13 protein-coding genes are annotated in these 19,676 nt (G+C 73.9%); 9 read left to right on the top strand and 4 right to left on the bottom strand.

Features of this window, described 5'->3' with window-relative positions; translation table 11 throughout:
- Positions 1 to 91: 91 nt before the first annotated feature.
- The 3 genes from ACWGB8_RS00310 to glgX form a co-directional block, all read right to left on the bottom strand.
- The gene (locus ACWGB8_RS00310; protein ID WP_452208682.1) at positions 92 to 2,035 is read right to left on the bottom strand and encodes an ABC transporter ATP-binding protein; all 1,944 of its coding nucleotides are present in this window, start codon (positions 2,033 to 2,035) and stop codon (positions 92 to 94) included.
- Positions 2,032 to 3,876 (bottom strand): ABC transporter ATP-binding protein, encoded by a 1,845-nt coding sequence (locus ACWGB8_RS00305; RefSeq protein WP_452208680.1) that lies wholly within the window; start codon positions 3,874 to 3,876, stop codon positions 2,032 to 2,034. The genes ACWGB8_RS00310 and ACWGB8_RS00305 overlap by 4 nt, the downstream gene beginning before the upstream one ends.
- Before the next feature lie 158 nt (positions 3,877 to 4,034).
- Entirely contained in the window at positions 4,035 to 6,221 is a 2,187-nt protein-coding gene (glgX, locus tag ACWGB8_RS00300; RefSeq protein ID WP_452208679.1) for a glycogen debranching protein GlgX, read from the bottom strand.
- A gap of 257 nt (positions 6,222 to 6,478) precedes the next feature.
- Between glgX and ACWGB8_RS00295 the strand changes: the two genes are divergently transcribed.
- The 4 genes from ACWGB8_RS00295 to ACWGB8_RS00280 all read left to right on the top strand — a co-directional run bounded on the left by ACWGB8_RS00295 (position 6,479) and on the right by ACWGB8_RS00280 (position 11,247).
- Positions 6,479 to 7,717: a L,D-transpeptidase gene (locus ACWGB8_RS00295; protein WP_452208677.1), complete on the top strand. Its 1,239-nt coding sequence runs from the start codon at positions 6,479 to 6,481 to the stop codon at positions 7,715 to 7,717.
- Positions 7,718 to 8,076: 359 nt separating this feature from the next.
- Entirely contained in the window at positions 8,077 to 9,267 is a 1,191-nt protein-coding gene (locus tag ACWGB8_RS00290) for a L,D-transpeptidase (RefSeq protein WP_452208675.1), read from the top strand.
- Positions 9,268 to 9,456: 189 nt separating this feature from the next.
- Entirely contained in the window at positions 9,457 to 10,566 is a 1,110-nt protein-coding gene (locus ACWGB8_RS00285) for an Ig-like domain-containing protein (protein WP_452208673.1), read from the top strand.
- 177 nt (positions 10,567 to 10,743) lie between these two features.
- Positions 10,744 to 11,247 (top strand): ATP-binding protein, encoded by a 504-nt coding sequence (locus ACWGB8_RS00280; RefSeq protein WP_452208671.1) that lies wholly within the window; start codon positions 10,744 to 10,746, stop codon positions 11,245 to 11,247.
- A 385-nt stretch (positions 11,248 to 11,632) separates the two neighbouring features.
- Here ACWGB8_RS00280 and ACWGB8_RS00275 read toward each other — a convergent pair whose 3' ends face one another.
- The gene (locus ACWGB8_RS00275; protein ID WP_452208669.1) at positions 11,633 to 12,289 is read right to left on the bottom strand and encodes a hypothetical protein; all 657 of its coding nucleotides are present in this window, start codon (positions 12,287 to 12,289) and stop codon (positions 11,633 to 11,635) included.
- 381 nt (positions 12,290 to 12,670) lie between these two features.
- Between ACWGB8_RS00275 and ACWGB8_RS00270 the strand changes: the two genes are divergently transcribed.
- From ACWGB8_RS00270 to ACWGB8_RS00250, 5 genes are all read left to right on the top strand, one after another.
- Positions 12,671 to 13,333: an LmbU family transcriptional regulator gene (locus ACWGB8_RS00270; protein WP_452208667.1), complete on the top strand. Its 663-nt coding sequence runs from the start codon at positions 12,671 to 12,673 to the stop codon at positions 13,331 to 13,333.
- Positions 13,334 to 13,580: 247 nt separating this feature from the next.
- Positions 13,581 to 14,372: a phytanoyl-CoA dioxygenase family protein gene (locus tag ACWGB8_RS00265; protein WP_452208665.1), complete on the top strand. Its 792-nt coding sequence runs from the start codon at positions 13,581 to 13,583 to the stop codon at positions 14,370 to 14,372.
- A gap of 44 nt (positions 14,373 to 14,416) precedes the next feature.
- Positions 14,417 to 16,345: an NAD-dependent epimerase/dehydratase family protein gene (locus tag ACWGB8_RS00260; RefSeq protein ID WP_452208663.1), complete on the top strand. Its 1,929-nt coding sequence runs from the start codon at positions 14,417 to 14,419 to the stop codon at positions 16,343 to 16,345.
- A 125-nt stretch (positions 16,346 to 16,470) separates the two neighbouring features.
- Positions 16,471 to 18,306, top strand: coding sequence for an asparagine synthase (glutamine-hydrolyzing) (asnB, locus tag ACWGB8_RS00255; protein WP_452208662.1), 1,836 nt, complete (start codon positions 16,471 to 16,473; stop codon positions 18,304 to 18,306).
- 124 nt (positions 18,307 to 18,430) lie between these two features.
- Positions 18,431 to 19,660: an MFS transporter gene (locus tag ACWGB8_RS00250; protein ID WP_452208660.1), complete on the top strand. Its 1,230-nt coding sequence runs from the start codon at positions 18,431 to 18,433 to the stop codon at positions 19,658 to 19,660.
- The last annotated feature ends 16 nt before the right edge of the window (positions 19,661 to 19,676 follow it).

Below are 19,676 nucleotides of genomic sequence, written 5' to 3'. Positions count from 1 at the left end.
CTCGGGGCGCCCGGGCCGGCCGGGGCCCGTCCGAGGGGCCCCGGGCCTCCGGGGGGAGGTCCGCACACGCCTCCCCCCGGATCACCGGCCGTCAGACCAGGCTCTCCCGCCAGGTCCGGTGCAGTTCGGCGAACCGGCCGGTGCCCGCGATCAGCTCGGCGGGGCTGCCGTCCTCGACGATCCGGCCGTGGTCCATCACCAGGACCCGGTCGGCGATCTCCACGGTGGAGAGCCGGTGGGCGATGATCACCGCGGTGCGCCCGGCCAGGACGGTGCGCATGGCCCGCTGGACGGCCTGTTCGCCGGGGACGTCCAGCGAGCTGGTCGCCTCGTCGAGGATCAGCACCGCCGGGTCGGCCAGCAGCGCCCGGGCGAAGGCGACCAGCTGGCGCTGGCCGGCCGAGATCCGGCCGCCGCGCTTGCGCACGTCGGTGTCGTACCCGTCCGGCAGCGCCGCGATGAACTCGTGCGCGCCGATGTCCCGGGCGGCCCGCTCGACCTCCGCGCGGCTCGCGCCGGGGCGGCCGATGGCGATGTTCTCGGCGACCGTCCCGGAGAACAGGAAGGACTCCTGGGTCACCATCACCACCCCGCGCCGCAGCTCGGGGGTGGCCAGCTCGCGCAGGTCGACGCCGTCCAGGGTGATCCGGCCGTCGGTCGGGTCGTAGAAGCGGGCCAGCAGCTTGGCGACGGTGGACTTCCCGGCGCCGGTCGCGCCGACCACCGCCACCGTCTGCCCGGCGGGCAGCTCCAGGTCGAGCGGCGGCAGCACCTCCTTGCCGGTGCGGTAGGCGAACCTGGCCTTCTCGAAGCGCACCTCGCGGCCCTTGACGGGCGAGGCCGGCAGTGCCGCGGGGGCGTCCGGCTCGGCCACGCTGGGCTCGTGGGCGAGCAGGCCGGCGATCTTCTCCAGTGCCGCGGCGGCCGACTGGTAGCTGTTGAGGAACATCGCCAGCTGGTCCAGCGGATCGAACAGGCGGCGCAGGTAGAGCACGAAGCCGGTGAGCACCCCGAGCGCCAGGGCGTCCTTGGTGACCAGGTAGGCGCCGAGCAGCACCACCCCGGTCAGCCAGACGTTGGCGGTGGCGCGGGAGAGGCCGACGAAGCGGGCGATCTCCAGCAGGCCGTCGGCCATCGCGGCGGACGACTGCCGGTTGACCACCCCGAAGGCGGCGTCGTTGGCCCGCTCGCGGCGGAACGCCTGCACCGGGCGGATGCCGTTCATGGTCTCGGTGAAGCGGACGATGAGCGAGGCGGCGGCGGTCCGCGAGCGCCGGTACACCTCGCGCGAGCGGCGCCGGAACGACCGGGCGATCAGGTACAGCGGGAGGAAGGACGCCAGCGAGACCAGGCCGAGCCGCCAGTCCATCACCAGCAGCAGCACCGAGATGTAGAAGACCGACAGGAAGACCGTCAGCAGCTCCTGCAGGCCCTCGGACAGCAGTTCGCGCAGCGCGTCCACGTCGCTGGTGGCGCGGGAGATGATCCGGCCGGAGGTGTAGCGCTCGTGGAAGTCCAGGCTGAGCCGCTGGGCGTGCCGGAAGATCCGCCCGCGCAGCTCCAGCAGGATGTCCTGGTTGATCCGGGCGCTGATCTTGATGAACGTCCACTGCAGCACGGTGCTCAGCACCGCGAAGGACAGGTACGCGACGACGACCGCGATCAGCGGGCCCGCGTCGTGCGCGCGCAGCGCCGGGATGCCGCGGTCGATGGCGATCGCGACCAGCAGCGGTCCGGACTGCTGGGCGGCCTGCTGGACCAGGATCACCAGCATGGCGACCACGATCCGGGCGCGGTGCGGGCCGAGCAGCGAGCCCAGCAGGGCGCGGGGTGCGCCGGGCGGGACGGGGATGTCCTCGTCGTCCGACGGGGGCGCCGGCGGTTCGCCCTCGGCGGGGGCGGCGAGGGCAGCGGGGGCCCCGCCGCCGACGGTGGCGCCGCTGCCGGCGGGGCCGGTGCGTTCGCGCAGTGCGTCGTCGGCGGAGTCCGGGTCGGCGGCGGCGCCACCCAGGGCGGGATCGGCGGTGGTGGTCATCGGGCGGAGCTCCCCTCCGGTACGAGGGCGTCCTCGCCCGACATGAGTTGGCGGTAGCGGGCGGAGCCGTGCAGCAGCTCCTGGTGGGTGCCGACGGCCTCGATCCGGCCGTCGGCGAGCACCGCGACCCGGTCGGCGAGCAGCACGGTGGACGGCCGGTGGGCGACGACCAGGGCGGTGGTGGAGCCGAGCACCTGGCGCAGCGCCTGCTCGACCTGGGCCTCGGTGTGCACGTCCAGCGCCGACAGCGGGTCGTCGAGGACGAGGAAGGCGGGCTCGCCGACCACCGCGCGGGCCAGCGCGAGCCGCTGGCGCTGGCCGCCGGAGAGGCTGAGGCCCTGCTCGCCGACCTCGGTCCCGACGCCCTCCGGCAGCTTCTCGACGAAGCCGGCCTGGGCGGTGTCCAGGGCGCGCCGCAGCTGCTCGGGCCCCGCGCCGGGCGCGCCCATCAGGACGTTCTCCCGCACGGTGGCGGAGAACAGGGTGGGCTCCTCGAAGGCGATGGCGACCAGGCTGCGCAGCTCGGCGCGGGGCAGCTCGCGGATGTCCCGGCCGTCCAGCGTGATGGTGCCGGCGGTGGCCTCGTAGAGCCGGGGGAGCAGGGCGGTGAGCGTGGTCTTGCCGCTGCCGGTGGTGCCGACCAGGGCCATCGTCTCGCCGCTGCGGATGTGCAGGTCGATGCCGCGCAGCAGGTCGGGCGAGTCGGGCGGCGCGTCGGGGTAGCGGAACCGGACGCCGGTGAGCCGCAGCCCGTCGCCGGGCTTGCCGGTCGGGCCGGCGGGCCTCGCGGCGGCGGTCTCGCGCCCGGTCTCCGGGTCGGTCCCGGTCTCCGGAGCGGGCTCGGGCTCGTCCATGATCTCGAAGAAGCGGTCGGTGGCGGTGGCGGCCTCGTTGGCGTAGGCGAGCAGCCAGCCGAGCGACTCGACCGGCCAGCGCAGGGCGAGCGCGGTGGAGAGGAAGGCGACCAGGGTGCCGGTGCTCATCCCGTCGTGCGCGACCAGCCAGGCGCCGGCCGCCAGGGCGCAGCCGAGGGCGACCTCGGGCAGACCGACGATGACCGCCCACAGGTTGGCGAGCAGTCCGGCCTTGCGCAGTTCGGTGCGGCGCAGGTCGCGGGACTGGTCGCGGAAGCGCTCGGCCATCGAGCGGTGGCGGCCGAAGGCCTTGAGGATGCGGATGCCGAGGATGGACTCCTCGATCACGGTGGCGAGGTCACCGGTCTGGTCCTGGGCCTGCCGGGCGCGTTCGGAGAAGCCGGCCTCGAAGCGGCGGGTGAGCACCAGCAGCGGGACGGCGGGCAGCAGGACGATCAGCGCGAGCCGCCAGTCCTGGGTGAACATCATGATCGTCCCGGCGAGGAACATGACCGAGTTCACGATCAGGAACACCAGCGGGAAGGTCAGGAACAGCCGCATGGTGAACATGTCGGAGGTCGCCCGGGAGAGCAGCTGCCCGGAGCCCCAGCGGTCGTGGAAGGACACCGGCAGCCGCTGCAGCTTGGCGAAGAGGTCGCCGCGCATCGCCGTCTCGACGGTGGCCAGCGGGCGGGCCAGGACCACCCGGCGGGTGTAGAACAGCGCCGCCTCGACCAGGCCGAGCAGGAGCAGTACGGCGGCCGGGCCCCAGAGCCCGGACAGGTCGCGGTCGGCGAGCGGGCCGTCGACGATCCGGCCGAGAACCAGGGGGACGCCCAGCACGCTGAGCATGGCGACGGAGGCCGCGGCCACCGAGGCCGCGAGCCGCCAGCGGATCGGCCGGACGTACGGCCACAGCCGCAGCAGGGACCGGACCGTCGACCGGCGGGCGGGTGGGGGCGGGCTGGTGTCTCGGTTCTCGGCCATCGCGGTGAGGGTAGGTCGGACACCCGACATTTCTCATCCGGTTTTTCACACCTGTCGTCGAGATCCGGCCAACCCCGGGGCGGGTGCGTCCGGTACGAACGGGGCAGCCGGTGTGCGCGGGGCCCGGCGGTGGCGCGCGGGCGGGCGGCTCAGGGGCCTCAGCAGGCCTCCGCCCGGAGCAGGACCAGCGAGCGCCCGGCCAGCACGACGGTGTCCGGCGCCCGGTGCTCGCCGGGTGCGTCGGCCGCGGTGTCCAGCAGGGTCCGGTACGCGGTGCCCGGCTCCCCGGGCAGGGTGAAGGGCCGGGCCTCGTGGCCGGCGTTCAGCAGCAGCAGGAAGCTGTCGTCGAGCACCGGCCGCCCCCGTTCGTCGCGTTCGGACAGTGCGGCGCCGCAGAGCAGCATCCCCAGGCAGGCGGTGGGGGCGAACCAGTCGGCCTCGGTCATCTCCTTGCCGAGCGGGGTGTACCAGGCCAGGTCGGCGGGCCCGCCCGGGAGCGCGGCCCGGCCGGAGAAGAACGCCCGCCGGCGCAGCACCGGGTGGTCGCGGCGCAGCCGCACCAGTCGCGCGGTCAGCTCGTACAGCCCGCGCCAGCCGGGGTCGTCCAGCAGGCTCCAGTCCAGCCAGCCGACCTCGTTGTCCTGGCAGTAGGCGTTGTTGTTGCCGCCCTGGGTGCGGCCGAACTCGTCCCCGGCGGTGAGCATCGGCACGCCCGCGGAGAGCAGCAGGGTGGCCAGCAGGTTGCGCAGCTGGCGCTGCCGCAGGGTGCGGACGGCCGGGTCGGCGGTCTCGCCCTCGGCGCCGTGGTTCCAGGAGCGGTTGTCGTCGGTGCCGTCCCGGTTCTGCTCGCCGTTCGCCTCGTTGTGCTTGCGGTCGTACGAGACCAGGTCGCGCAGGGTGAAGCCGTCGTGCGCGGTGACGAAGTTGACCGAGGCGTGCGGGCGGCGGCCGGCCCGCTGGAAGAGGTCGGAGGAGCCGGAGAGCCGGTAGCCGAGCTCGCGGACGTCCGGGCGGGCCCCGCGCCAGAAGTCCCGCACGGTGTCGCGGTACCTGTCGTTCCACTCCGCCCACTGCGGCGGGAAGCCGCCCACCTGGTAGCCGCCCGGGCCGACGTCCCACGGCTCGGCGATCAGCTTCACCCGGGAGAGCAGCGGGTCCTGGGCGACGGCGGCGAGGAAGGAGTGGTCGGGCTCGACGCCGTCGCTGCCGCGGGCGAGCGCGGAGGCGAGGTCGAAGCGGAAGCCGTCCACGCCCATCTCGGCGACCCAGTGCCGCAGCGAGTCGGTGATCAGCCGCACCACGTGCGGGCGGCGGGTGTCCAGGGTGTTGCCGCAGCCGGTGTAGTCGGCGTAGCCGCGCGGGCGGTTCGGCGGCAGCCGGTAGTAGCCCGCGTTGTCGATGCCGCGCAGCGAGAGGGTCGGGCCGAGTTCGGAGCCCTCGGCGGTGTGGTTGTAGACGACGTCGAGGATCACCTCGATCCCGGCCTCGTGCAGGGCGCGGACCATCCGCTTGAACTCGCGCACCTGGCCGCCGCGGCTGCCCGAGGCGGAGTAGCCCGCGTGCGGGGCGAAGTAGCCGACGGTGTTGTAGCCCCAGTAGTTGACCAGGCCGCGGGCCTGGAGGTGGTCCTCGCTGGCGTACTGGTGGACGGGCAGCAGCTCGACGGCCGTGACGCCCAGGCCGGTGAGGTGCTCGATGGCCGCCGGGTGCGCCAACCCGGCGTAGGTGCCGCGTAGTTCGGCCGGCACCCCGGGGTGGCGCATGGTGAAGCCGCGCACGTGCAGCTCGTACAGCACCGTCTCGGACCACGGGGTGGCCGGGCGCGGGCCGCGGTAGGGCGGGTCGTCCGGGACGACCACGGATCTGGGCACGTAGTCGGCCGAGTCGCGGTTGTCGCGGACGGTGTCGGCGACCTCGGCCTCCGGCCAGTTGCGGACGGCCGCACAGGCGGCGTCGTGGGAGGTGTAACAGCCGTCGACGGCCCGGGCGTACGGGTCGAGCAGCAGTTTGGCGGGGTTCCAGCGGGCGCCGGTCCACGGGTCCCAGCGGCCGTGGACCCGGTAGCCGTAGCGGGTGCCGGGGCCGACACCGGGCAGGAAGCCGTGCCAGATCCCGGCGTCCTGCTCCTCCAGGCGGTGCCGGGTCTCCCGGCCGTCCTCGTCGAACAGGCAGAGGTCGACGGCCTCGGCGCCGCCGGCCCAGAGCGCGAAGTTGGTGCCGGGACGGCCGTCGGGGCCGGTGCGGACCCGGGCGCCGAGGGGGTGCGCGACGCCGGGCCAGGGCGGCTCGGCGACGGGCCCGTCCGGCCTCGGCGCACCGGCTTCCAGCTGCTGCCACGACGTCATCGCCGCCACCCTCCCGGTCGGGGTGTCCCGGACCCCGTTCACTTCTTTGTTCCCTGATCGTTCCCTGATCCCACGGCCGGGAAGCCGCGTGGCGGGTCTTCGGCGTGTCCTGGGGCGGCGGGTGCGGGTGGGGTGGTGTGCGCCGGGGGCGGGCGCGGGGTGCGCGGGGTGCCGGGAGGGGGCGCGGGGCCGGCGTGTCCGGGCGGGGGCGTGCTCGTTGTGTGCGGTGTCGGACGGATACGGCGGGAGGCGGCGGGATGCGCCCCGGACAGCGGGTTCGGTCTCAGTGGCGGCTGGCGCCGTGGCTGCTCGGCCTCTGCCTGGTCCTGCTGACCGCCTGCACCGGCGGCCGTCCGGCGGGCCCCGCGTCCCCGGCCGACCCGCACGGGGAGCCGCCGCCGCAGGTCTCCGGGGCGGTCGTCACAGCGCTGCCCGCGGACGGTGCGCAGGACGTCCCGGCCCAGGGCCCGGTGCGGGTCACCGTGGAGCACGGGCGGCTGGTCTCGGTCCGGCTGGCGGACGCCCGCGGCACCGAGCAGCCGGGCACGGTCACCGGGGACGGCACCGCCTGGACGCCGGACGGCCCGCTGCAGCTGGGCACCGCGTTCACCCTGGACAGCGTCGCGGAGGACGCGCGGGGCCTGCGGGCGGCCCATCACACCGCGTTCTCGACGGCCGCCCGCCCGCACACCTTCGTGGCCTTCTTCACCCCCGAGGACGGTTCGACGGTCGGCGTCGGCATGCCGGTCTCGCTGCGCTTCAGCCGGACGATCACCGACCGGGCGGCGGTGGAGCGCGCGGTGTCGGTGACGGCCCGGCCGCCCGTCCCGGTGGCGGCGCACTGGTTCGACGGCCGGCGGCTGGACTTCCGCCCGGAGAAGTACTGGGCGCCGGGGACGAGGGTGACGCTGTCGCTGCGGCTGAAGGACGTGCGGGGCGCGCCGGGGGCGGTCGGCACCCAGACCAGGGACGTCCGTTTCACCGTGGGCCGGGCCCAGGTGTCCACGGTGGACCTGGACACCTTCACGATGACCGTCCGGCAGGGCGTCGGCGGCCGGACGGTGAAGGTGCTGAAGGTCTCCGGCGGTGATCGCGAGCACCGCACCTACCGGGGTGTGATGGTCGTCTCGGAGCGCTACCGGGTGACCCGGATGAACTCGCAGACCGTGGGGATGGGCGACGAGTACGACATCAAGGACGTGCCGCACGCGATGCGGCTGACCACCTCGGGCACCTTCATCCACGGCAACTACTGGGCCGACCCGGCGGTCTTCGGCACGGCCAACACCAGCCACGGCTGCATCGGTCTGGCCGACGCCAAGGACGGGGCGAGCGGGGACACCCCGGCGGGCTGGCTGTTCGAGCACACCCTCCCCGGGGACGTGATCGAGGTGAAGGCGTCCGGCGGCGACGTCGTCCCGCCGCACAACGGCCTCAACGGCTGGAACCTGCCGTGGGAGAAGTGGGTCGCGGGCGGAGCGCTCACCGGCCGGTGACCCCGCGGGCGGCGGCCCCCGGCGTACGCACCCGCGGGCCGGCGGCCCGATGGCGAACGCGCCGTGACGCCGGGCGTGCACGCCGTGACCGGTGGCGCGTGGGGGCGCGCCGACCTGCGCCGTTCACCGCGACTGCACAAGCCTCCTCCCTGAAGTTCACCCGAACGGCCCAGTTATCCTGCTTCCCGCGCCGGAGCCCGGTGCGAAAGATCGCCGGTCAGGTGCAACCCGTCCGGGCATGTGTGCGTGTATTCAGGGTGAATACCGGGAGGGGAGAGACCGTGAAGCCGGTTCGGGCGGCCGACGCCGTAATACGTACCAACAACCGTCGTCTTGCACAGGGGGCGACCGCACTGCTCATGGGCGGTGTGCTGCTGTTGACCGCCGCCTGTACGGGCGACAAGGACAACGGCCAGACGGCCGGGGGCGGCGCCAGCTCGGCCGCCGCGAACGGGGGAGGGACCGGCGGCTCGGGCGGCGCCGGCCAGACCACTCCGCCGGCCAAGGTCTCGGCCGCCGCGATCACCGTGGACCCGAAGGACGGCGCCGACGACGTGCCGACCAACGGCCTCAAGGTCTCGGTGGCGAACGGCAAGCTCACCACCGTCGAGGTGACCGACAAGAACGGCAAGCCGGTCGAGGGCAGCATCTCCTCGGACGGCCTCGGCTGGAAGCCCGCCGGCACGCTGGCCGTGGGCATGGCGTACAAGGTGAACGCGCAGGCGCAGGACGCCGAGGGCCTGGTGTCCGCGTCCACGACCAGCTTCACCACGCTGACCCCGGCGAAGACGGTCTCGACCAACGACAACATCACCGACAACGGCACCTACGGCGTCGGCATGATCGTCTCGGTGGTGTTCAACAAGGACATCAAGAACAAGGAGGCCGTCGCCAAGGCGATCGCCTTCGAGACCAGCAACGGCACCGAGGTCAAGGGCCACTGGTTCGGCAACCGCCGCCTGGACTTCCGTCCCAAGGACTACTGGAAGTCCGGCACCAAGGTCGTCATGAAGTACCGGCTGAAGAACGTCGAGGTCTCGCCCGGCGTCTACGGCGACGTGGAGAAGGACCAGCCGTTCACCATCGGCCGCCACCAGGTCTCGATCGCCGACTCGGCCACCAAGATGATGACGATCGACCGGGACGGCAAGAAGACCACCATCCCGGTGACCCTGGGCGACGACAAGAACCCGTCCTGGAACGGCAAGATGGTCATCTCCAGCAAGGAGAAGGTCACCCGGATGAACTCGCAGACCGTCGGTCTGGGCGAGGAGTACGACATCCCGGACGTGCCGCACGCGATGCGCCTGACCACCTCGGGCACCTTCGTCCACGGCAACTACTGGGCCAACCCGTTCGGCAAGGTCAACGCCAGCCACGGCTGCATCTCGATGCAGGACGTCAAGGGCGGCAGCGACACCTCGGTGGCCGGCAAGTTCTTCAACGACTCGATCATCGGTGACGTGATCGAGGTCCAGCACTCCAAGGAGAAGGTCGTCGCTCCGGACAACGGTCTGAGCGGCTGGAACATCACCTGGAACAACTGGTAACCACGGCATCCGTCCGCGGGACCGCCCCCGTTCGGACCCGTTCGGACACCGCTTCGGCAACGCCCGGCCCGACCCCTCACCCGATGGGGTCGGGCCGGTTGTCATTTCCGCGTAACAGCCACTCGGACGGCGCAACCTTTCGGTCGGGGCCCGCGTGTAAAGGGCGTGATGCGACGGAGGGAGTCGGTCGTGCGACCGATACGCAAAGTGGTGGCCGCTGCGGTGCTCGGCGGCATGATGGTGCTCACCAGCGCCTGTGACTCGAACGGCGGCGGCAGCGCCGCGGCCAAGGCGGACCTGGGCGCGGGCGCGGGGGCCGCGTCGTCCTCCGCCGCGGCCCCGTCCTCGGCCCCGGCGGCGCCGACCACCGCGGGCGGCACGCCGTCCGCGACCGGCAGCGCCCAGGCGACCGGCTCGGCGACGCCCGCGCAGCCCTCGCCGACCCAGGCCCCCGCGAGCTCTCCGGCGGGCTCGCCCCCGGCCTCCGCGGCCCCGTCGGGCAGCCCGTCCTCGGCCCCGGCCAAGCCGCGGGTGGAGTCCCGCCCGAGCGACAACATCACCGACAACGCCACCTACGGCGTCGGCATGATCGTCTCGGTGACCTTCGACAAGGACGTGAAGAACAAGGAGGCCGCCGCCAGGGCGATCGCCTTCGAGACCAACAACGGGACCGCGGTGAAGGGCCACTGGTTCGGCAACCGCCGGATCGACTTCCGTCCGGCCGACTACTGGAAGCCGGGCACCAAGGTCACCGTGAAGTACCGGCTGAAGGACGTCGAGCTCGCGCCGGGCGTCTACGGCGGCGTCGACCGCGACGAGCCCTTCACGATCGGGCGATCGCAGGTCTCGACGGTTGACGCCAAGACGCACCGGATGACGGTCGTCACCGACGGGAAGAGCTCGGAGATCGCGATCACCTCCGGCTCGCCCCAGCACCCCACCTGGAACGGCACGATGGTCGTCTCCTCCAAGGAGGGCGTGGTGCGGATGCGCTCCGCGAGCATGCCCGGGATGACCGGCGAGCCGTACGACCTGATGGTCCCGCACTCGATGAGGCTGACGGACAGCGGGACGTACGTGCACGGAAACTACTGGAGCAACGCGATCGGCAAGGACAACGTCAGCCACGGCTGCGTCGGCCTCAAGGACGTCAAGGGCGGCGGCTCGGGCACCTCGGCGGGCACCTTCTACGCCGGTTCGCTCATCGGGGACGTGATCAAGGTCCAGAATTCTTCGCGCGGCCAGGTCGCCCCGGACAACGGCCTCAGCGGCTGGAACCTCGCATGGAGTGCCTGGTAGGAGGCGGTTCGCGGCAACCCGGGCTTGACGGAGCGACGGCCCGGGTTGCGTCCGGCATATGCCGGAAGGGCAGTGATCGTTTGCTCATTGTCCGTACGCAGGCGCATGCGTTCCGCAATGATGGTCCGCATGGCGGGTTGGGGCGAAACGAATCAGTCATCACATCGCGGGTCCAGCTTGATCGTCGACGCTCCGTCGGCGGTCCTCATGCAGGAGTTGGCGGCTCTGGAACGGCGCACCTCCGAGGAGCTGGAAGAGGAGTACTTCACCAGGCTCTGCGACCGGGCGGCGCCCGGTGAGGTCTCGATCCCGTCCCGGCCGGAATCCGGCCCACTGGCCCGGCGGCTGGTGCTCTCGGTACTGGAGTCCTGGGGGCTCCACCAGCACCTGGAGATCGCCGAACTGCTCGCGAGCGAACTGGTCGCCAACGCCGTCCGGCACGCCGGCGGGCGCACCCTCAGCCTGCAGATCCTGCGCAAGCCCGGCTGGCTGCGGATCGAGGTCCGCGACGCCTCGCGCTCGCTGCCCTGCATGATCATGGCCGAGCCGCTGCCGATCAACGAGCGCGGGCGCGGCCTCAAGGTGGTCGACGACCTCGCCGACCGGTGGGGCGCGGACCTGCTGCCGCGCGGCAAGGCGGTCTGGTTCGAGCTGAAGGTCCGTGATCGGGCGGCGCACTGAGCCGGGCCTGACGCTTGGCCGGTTCTGGCACCTGGCGGGGCCGGGCGCGTGGCCGGTTCCGGTGCGCCCGGGAAACACGCAGGGCCCCCGGTTCGCCGTGGTCGGCGTGGGGGCCCCTGCAAGTCATCGCGTCGGCCAAGGGGGTGCGTGCCGTGCGATGGGCGACGGCCGTACCGGGTCGGGCGGGCCGTGGTTCGCGTCTGCGGCGGTCCGTGTCCTCGTCCGCCGTCGGACTGCTTCGACTATCGCACGGATCTCAGCATGCGGGCAAACCGAATGGCTTGGAAACGAAGGCTTGTAACCTAGTTCGCCTTTGCAATTTGCATGGGTTCACGTCAGCGCCTGTGATTATTCATGATCCAGCCCCCCATGCGCCGACGGCCGCCTACCGGACCGCCGCGCCGGGGGCCTCGGCCGCGTCCAGCGCGAAGGCGACCATCTCCCGGTAGACCGGGTGCGGTGCGTCGGCGGCGGAGTACCAGTCACCGGGACCGGTCCGCTCCTCCCAGGCCAGCTGCGCCGCGGCGAGCGCGTCGACCAGTTCGGCGGCCAGCCGTCCGGCCTCGAAGAGGTCCTGGTCGGTCGACTGCGAGCTGGCGCCGACGATCTGCCCGCGGATCCCCGCGGAGTGCCCGTAGCGGAACCCTCCGCTCCCGCACAGGTGGGGGTCGGTCAGCACCGCCTCGCCGTAGTTGCGTCCGAGCCGGCGGTGGCCCGCGGCCTTGGCCGCCGCCTTGGGCAGGAAGCGGTGGGCGTCCTCGCCGACCGTGATCACCGCCATCACCGACTGCGCCTCGGGCACCCAGGGCCCGGCCGTCGGGTCCAGCAGGACGAAGCCCATGCTCGCCCGGGGGTACGGGTCGCGCGGTGCGGCACTGGCGGCGGCGGTGTGGTTGCGCCAGATGCTGGCGGCCCGCCGCAGCCCCAGGTCGAGCAGCAGCCCGGCGAAGCCCGCGTCGTCGAAGAGGTGGTCGTACGGGTTGTGCCGGTGCTGGGCGCGCACGGTCAGTCCGTGCTCCGAAACGCTCTCCCGGGTGGTCACGTCGGCTCCTTCGGCGGCTTGCGGTGCCCGGCCCCTCCGGTGGGGGCCGGGGCGGTGCGATTGTGACCACGGCGGCCGGCGGGCCGCCAGATCCGTGGCCCGGGGCGGGGCCGCCGGGCCGTGCGGGGTGCCCCCGTTCCGGGCCGGTCGAACCCGGCCTGGTCTGCGGTTTCTGACGCGGTCATGTCCCGCCGGCGGGACGGCGGGCGGGCCGGCGGGCAGACCGGTGGGCGACCCTGGACGGTCCCGGGGCGACCCCGGGCGGTGCGGCCCCGGGGCGGTGCGCGGCCGGTGGGCGCTCGGTGGCCGGCCGGCGGACGGTTCTCGATGGCTGGTCTAGACCTTGAAGCGGTGCGGTTCGTTCCTCAAAATGATCGACTGTTGCTGAACAACGGGGAGGACAGCATGCGAGGGGCGGATCGGCAGGACGACGTGAGGATTCTGGGAAGGCGCGCCGGCAAGGGTTTGGAACTCGCTCGGGACCAAACCTCGCTCGCTCTCCCGGCAAGACTCCCGATCGACGTGTGGATGCGTATCGGACAGGATCTCGGGGCCGCCGCGGATTCCGCCACCTGGTGGCTCGGCGACTGGCTCGTCTACGGCCAGGACCGATATCCCGAGCGCTATCGAAAGGCCATCGACGAAACCGCACTGGATTACCAGACCCTGCGGAACTATGCGTGGATCGCCCGGAAGTTCCCGCCCGGCCGCCGCCGGCCGGCCCTGAGCATGCAGCACCACGCCGAGGTCGCCTCACTCGATCCCGAAGTGCAGGACAACTGGCTCGACCGGGCCCAGCAGGGCGGCTGGTCGCGCAATGAACTCCGCCGCCGGATCCGCGCCGCCACGACACCGGGCGCAGGCGCACGACCCATTTCCGTCGAACTCAGGCTCGCCGTCACGCAGGCCCGCCACGGCCTCTGGGAGGACGCCGCGGACCGGGCCAACTGCGACCTGTCCGCCTGGGTGCTGGCCGTCCTGGACGCCGCCGCCCGTCGCGCCACGGAGGACCGCGACCGGATGCGGATCGCCGAGGCGGGCTGACCCCGGCCCCCGGGCCGGGGAGACGACGGACGTTGACCGCGGCGAATTCCCGGCTATTTGATGGCGGTGGCCGGGAACCGGAGCGGCCCGGCCGGGCGGCCGGGCCGAATGCCGATCGACCACCGGCCCGGCGCCGAACAGCGAAATTCCGCGGCGGAAAGAACCCGCCGTGCTCCGCCATGTCCGCACGGCCCGTCCGCGGCGAATTCCCACGGGCCGCGGACCGTACACGGGAAAGGATTCAGCCATGACCGTCAGTGCACACCTCGACCTGGCCAGTGCATTCCGGGAGGACGGATTCGTCTTCGCCGGGACGCTGCTCTCCGCGGACGAAGTCGAGGCGTACCGGGAGATCTACGACCGCTTCCTCGCCGGTGAGATCGAGAGCGGCGACAAGCGCTCCGACCTCGGCTCGCACGCGCCGCGGGCCGACGGCGTCGAGGCCGGCGTCGAGAACATCACGCAGATCATGTGGCCCTCCGCGCTCCACCCGCCGATCCACGACCTGCCGCTGCACGGGCGGGCGCTCGCCCTCGCCCGCGAGCTGATCGGCGACGACGCGATGCTCGACTTCGACATGCTGATCCACAAGGCCCCGCACACCGCGGTGCCGACCCCCTGGCACCAGGACGCGGCGTACTGGATCGACCTGCCGGACACCCGGGCCGTCTCGATCTGGGTCGCCCTGGACGACGCCGGCCTCGACAACGGCTGCATGTGGTACGTGAAGGGCTCGCACGCGCAGCCGCTGCGCCCGCACCGCCCCACCAGCGACGGTAAGAACATCGAGTGCGACTGCTCCGAGGACGAGCCCGGGGCCACCGCCGTCCCGGTGACGGCCGGTCAGGGCGTCGCGCACTCCGGCAGCACCCTGCACTACTCCCGCGGCAACACCAGCGACCGGGTGCGGCGGGCGTACATCCTCAACTACCGCCCCGCCTCGATGATCCGGCTGGAGCGCGAGCAGGGGTCCGACCACGGTCTGAACGACAACGAGCGCAAGGTCCGCAACGCCGGTGCCGACCGGGTCACCGACTGACCCGTCCGCCCTGATCCCCCCACCCCCCACAGCGAGGTAGTCCGATGGATGCCAGTAACGAACCGGCGCAGGTGCGGCTGAGCGGCGCGGTGATGAGTCACCCCAAGCGCGCGGAGGAGGCCGGGCGGCTCGCCGCGGCGGACCCGCGGGGCCGCGTCCGCGTGATCATGGACCCCGAGCCGGACGGCCGCCCGACCGCCCTGCGGGTGGCACCGCTCTCCTGGTCCTGCGTGGCGCCCGACGCCACCCACCACCTGGTGCTGCAGGACGACGTGGTGCTCGCCGAGGGCTTCTACGAGCACGCCGAACGCGCCGCCGCCGCGGCCCCCGGCGAGGCGATCGCCCTCTACGCGGGCTGGGAGGCCCGCAACGGAGCCGTCGCCCGGCTCGCCGCGCTGACCGGCGCGCCCTGGGCGTACACCCTCCAGGAGCACGTGCCCTGCCAGGCGCTGATGCTGCCCGCCGAGGCCGCCCGCGGCTACGCGGCCTACCAGGAGGAGCACGGCGGCGGCTGGCCGTACGACGTGGTGGTGCAGCGCTACCTGAACGCGATCGGCATGCCGGTGCGCTTCTGCACCCCCAGCACGGTGCAGCACGACGACCTGCCCAGCCTGGCCGGCAACACGTACCACGGCTTCCGCCAGGCGACCCTGTTCACCGGCGAGGCGGGCCGGGCGGACACCGAGGGACCGTGCCCGCGCTTCCCGGTGGTGCCCTTCTACCAGTACGGCGAGGCCCGCTGCGCGGTGCTCCGGGGCACCGAGTGGGAGTACCTGGAGACCGAGCGGCAGCTCGCCCGCACCGGCCTGCTGGACGCCTGCCTGGCCGCCTTCGGGGCCGCCGGTCCGGACGCCGGGGCCGGGCTCCCGGACGGCTCCGCCCGGCCCGTCTGGCTGACCGCCTTCGCCCTCGGCGCCGTCACCGCCGACGCACCGGAGCCGGACCCGCAGATCGCCGCCGCCGTCCTGGAGACCCTCGGATCGGGCGGCCTGTGCGAGGAGTACACCGCCGCCGAACTGCTCGCCGCGGCCCCCGCGGTGCGCGACCTCGCGCTGACCGCGCTCGCCGCAGGCCGCCGCGCCGGCGCCGACCCGGCCGCCCGCACGCCCCGCCCGGAGCCGCTCGCCCGGGTGGCCGTCACCGGCGGCGACCCGGCCTTCGCCCGGCAGCTGGCCCGGCTGCTCGCCGACATCGGACCCGAGGCCGGGTACGAGGCCGGACCCGACGCCGGGTACGAGGCCGGGCACCCGGTCGGCCGCCCGTCCGCCGAGGACCTCGACGGCGTCCGGTACGTGGTGCACCTGGGCCGGCCCGAGGAGGACGGCCAGCTGGCCGACGTGCTCGCCGCCGCCGCCAAGGCCGGGGTGGAGCGCCTGGTCTACGCCGGCTCCGCGGCCGTCCACCGGGGCAGCCGCGAACGGACCGTCACCGAGGAGTCGCCGGCCGAGGCCCCGGCCGACCCGGTGGCGCTGGCCTGGTGGCGCGAGGAGCAGGCCGTCCGCGCCTGGGGCGCCGACCACGGCGTCCCCGTCCAGGTGCTGCGGCTCGCCGATCCGGTCGGCCCGTACGCGCCGCAGGACAGCCCGCTGGTGCGGTGGGTGAACCTGGCCTGGACCCGGCGCCCGCTCGCCCTCAACCCGCTCGGCCGCCACCAGGTCCTGGACCACCGCGACCTCGCCGACGCGCTGCGCGCCGTCCTGGCGGCCCCGCCCGCGCAGCCGGTGCTCCAGGTCGCCTCGGCGGCCTTCGACGAGCAGGAGCTCGCCGGGCTCCTGGCCGACGTCTCGCGCCGCACGCCCTGGGAGTGGGTCCAGGACCCGACGGTCGACCGCTGGACCATGGCGACCGGGCTGATCGAGTCCGAACTCGGCTGGCGCCCCTCGGCCGTGCTCCGCGAGAGCATGCGCGCCCTCGCCCAGTGGTGGGCCTGCGACATCCACGGCGACTACACCGTCCCCGACCCGCGGGCCTAGCCGCGCAGGCCGGCGGCGCCCCGTCCGGCGCCGCCGGCCGCCCGCGCACCACCCGTCACTCCCGCCCCATCTGACACCCCCGCACCACCCGCCACCGCCGCCACCCCCTCCCCCTGGAGTACCGCATGTCCGCAACAGCCGGCTGGGTCGACTTCTCCCGCGACACCGCGGACGGGCAGGACGTCGTCCGGGCCATGACCACGGCACTGGCCCGGCGCGGGCCCGACGGCGAGGGGCTGTGGAGCTCCGCGCACGCCGCCCTCGGCCACCGCCGCACCGCCCGCGACCCGCACCCGCAGCCGCTGACCGCCCCCGGCGACACCGGCCCGCGCGCCGTCCTCTCCTTCGCCGGCCACCTCACCAACCCGCGCGAGCTGCGCGACCGGCTCACCGCCGCCGGGCACCGCGCGGTCACCGGCGGCGACGCCGAGGCCGTCCTCCAGGCGTACCTGGCCTGGGGCGAGGACTTCGTCACCCGCATCGAGGGCAGCTACGCGCTCGCCCTCTGGGACCCGCGCCGCGAGGAACTGCTGCTGGTCCGCGACCGGATGGGCGTCAAGCCGCTGTTCTACGCCACCACCCCGGACGGCGTGCTCTTCGGCTCCGAGCCCAAGGCCGTCCTCGCCCACCCCGGCTTCCGGCCCGCCCTCGACGCCGACGGCCTGCGGGACATCCTCTCCGTCGCCCGGGTGCCCGGCCACGCGGTCTTCCGGGGCCTGCGCGAGGTCCTGCCCGGCGCACTGCTCAAGGTCGGCCGCTCCGGCGCGACCGAACGGCGCTACTGGCGGCTGGAGGTCGGGGGGCACACCGACGACCTGGACACCACCGTCGAGACCGTCCGGGCCCTCCTGGAGGCCGCGGTCGCCCCGCACCTGGACGGCGACGAACTGCCCTGCTCGCTGCTCTCCGGCGGCCTCGACTCCAGCTCGCTCACCGCGCTGGCCGCCGACCTCGCCCGCCGCCAGGGCCGCGGCCCGATCCGCTCGCTCGCGGTCGACGACCAGGAGCCGGGCACCGACGGCGCCGCGGTCCAGGGCAACGAGGACCACCTCTACGCCCGCCTGATGGCCGACCACGCCGGCACCGAGCACGGCGAGATCTCGCTCGCCGGCCTGGACCTGCTCGACCCCGAGCTGCGCGCCTCGGTGCTCGCCGCGTACGACATCCCGATCAACAAGGGCGACCAGTACGCCTCGCTGCGGCTGCTGTTCGGCGAGGCGCGCGGGCACGCCGCCGTCGCGCTGTCCGGGGAGTGCGGCGACGACGTCTTCGGCGGCTACAACTGGAACCGGCTGCCCGAGTGGATCGCCGAGCCGACCTTCCCCTGGGTCGCCGAGGGCCGCCCGCGCTTCCTGGGCACCGACGTCGTCTTCGACGCCGGACTGCTCGGCAAGCTCGACCTGGCCGGCTACGAACGCGACTGCCACAGCGCCGCCGTGGCCGAGCTCGCCGCCGCCGACGCGGTCGGCGACCCGGTCGAGGCCCGCTACCGCGAGGTCACCTACCTGGCGCACACCCGCCACACCCGGGTGCTGTTCGACCGGCTGGACCGCCTCGGCACCGCCGCCGGGCTCGACATCCGGGTGCCGTTCGCCGACCCCCGGCTGGTCGAGTACACCTTCAACATCCCCTGGGCGATGAAGGCGTTCGACGGCCGGGAGAAGAGCCTGCTCCGGGCGGCGATGAAGGACCTGCTGCCCGAGTCGGTGGCGATGCGGGTCAAGACGCCGTACCCCAACCTGCGGGACGCCGGCTACGACCGGGTGCTGCGGGAGCGGCTGGCCCGGGTCGCGCTGGACCCGGACAGCCCCGTCGCCCCGCTGCTCGCCCCCGCGCTCCGGGCCGCGGTGGCCCGCGACGGCGCGGACGCCCTGGTCGCGGGGGTCGGCCGGGCCGCGCTGGAGACCGCCCTGCAGACCGACGCCTGGCTGCGCACCTACCGGGTCGAACTCGACCTCTGAGCCCCGCCGGCGCCCGCCCGACCCCGGTCCGTCCGACCCCGTACGCCACCGGTCCCGTACGTCCCTGCGTCCGTCCGACCCCCCGAGCACCCGCCCGCCCCGGCGGACGTCCCGAAGGAGCCCCATGGCCGCGACCCTGGCCGCGCCGCCCGCCCCGCCCGCCCGCCTGTGGACCCGCAACTTCGGGCTCTACTTCACCGCCCGCACCATGGCGGTGCTCGGCGACACCATGATCCCGGTCGCCACGGCCGTCGCGATGCTCGCCCTCGGCTTCGGGGTGGGCGCGGTCGGCGTCGTACTGGGCGCCTGGATGGGGGCGTTCGCCCTGTTCGTGGTGTTCGGCGGGGTGTTCGCCGACCGGTTCCACCCGCGGCCGCAGATGATCGCCGCGGACGCGCTGCGCTGCGCCGTCCAGGCCGGGCTCGCGGTCGGCCTCTGGCTCGGCCACCCGCCGCTGTGGCTGCTCGTCGTCGCATCCGTGCTCGGCGGGCTCGCCACCGCGATGTTCCAGCCGGGCCTGACCAGCCTGGTGCCCCAGGTCGCCGCCGACCCGCAGCAGGCCAACGGCGTGCTGCGGGTCAGCCAGGGCGTCGCCACGATGGCCGGCCCGGCGCTCGCCGGCACCCTGGTCGCCTCGATCGCCCCCGCCGCGGTCTTCGCCGCGACGGCCGCCACCTTCGTCCTCAGCGGGCTCTGCCTGGCCGCCCTGCGGCTGCCGCACGTCGAGCCCGACCGCACCGCCTCCACCCTGCAGAACCTGCGCGAGGGCTGGACGGAGTTCCGCTCCCGCTCCTGGCTGTGGTCGGTGATCCTGATCTGGTGGGTCCTCGGCGTCTCGGTCTGGGGCCCGATCACCCCGGTCGGCGCGGTCTCCATCATCGACGCCCACGGCAAGGCGGCCTTCGGCTGGGCGGAGAGCGCCTTCGGCGTCGGCTGCGTGCTCGGCGGACTGGTCGCGATCCGGCTGCGCCCGGCCCGTCCGCTGTTCGGCGGGGCGGTGGCGATGCTGCTCTTCCCGCTGATGCCGCTCTCCGCCGCCCTGGTGCCGCCGGTGCCGCTGCTGATGCTCGGCTACCTGGTCAGCGGCGTCGGGTGGGCGTTCTGGGGCGTCCAGTGGGCGACCTCCGTGCAGACCCAGATCCCGGAGGACAAGCTCAACCGGGTCGCCGCCTACGAGATCGCCGGCTCCATCCTGGCCGTCCCGCTCGGCCAGGCGGTCGCCGGGCCCGCCAGCGACCTCGTCGGCGTGCACCGGCTGCTGTTCCTCGGCGCCCTGGTCAGCCTGGGCTGCGCGCTCGCCCTGCTCGCCGTCCGGCCCGTCCGACGGCTGCCCCGGGCCGCCGGCCGGACCTGACGGCCCGCCGACCGCA

This window comes from Kitasatospora sp. NPDC054939, from assembly GCF_053610105.1.
The sequence above is the reverse complement of the archived record's forward strand: the minus strand, read 5'-3'. Positions and strand labels throughout refer to the sequence as shown.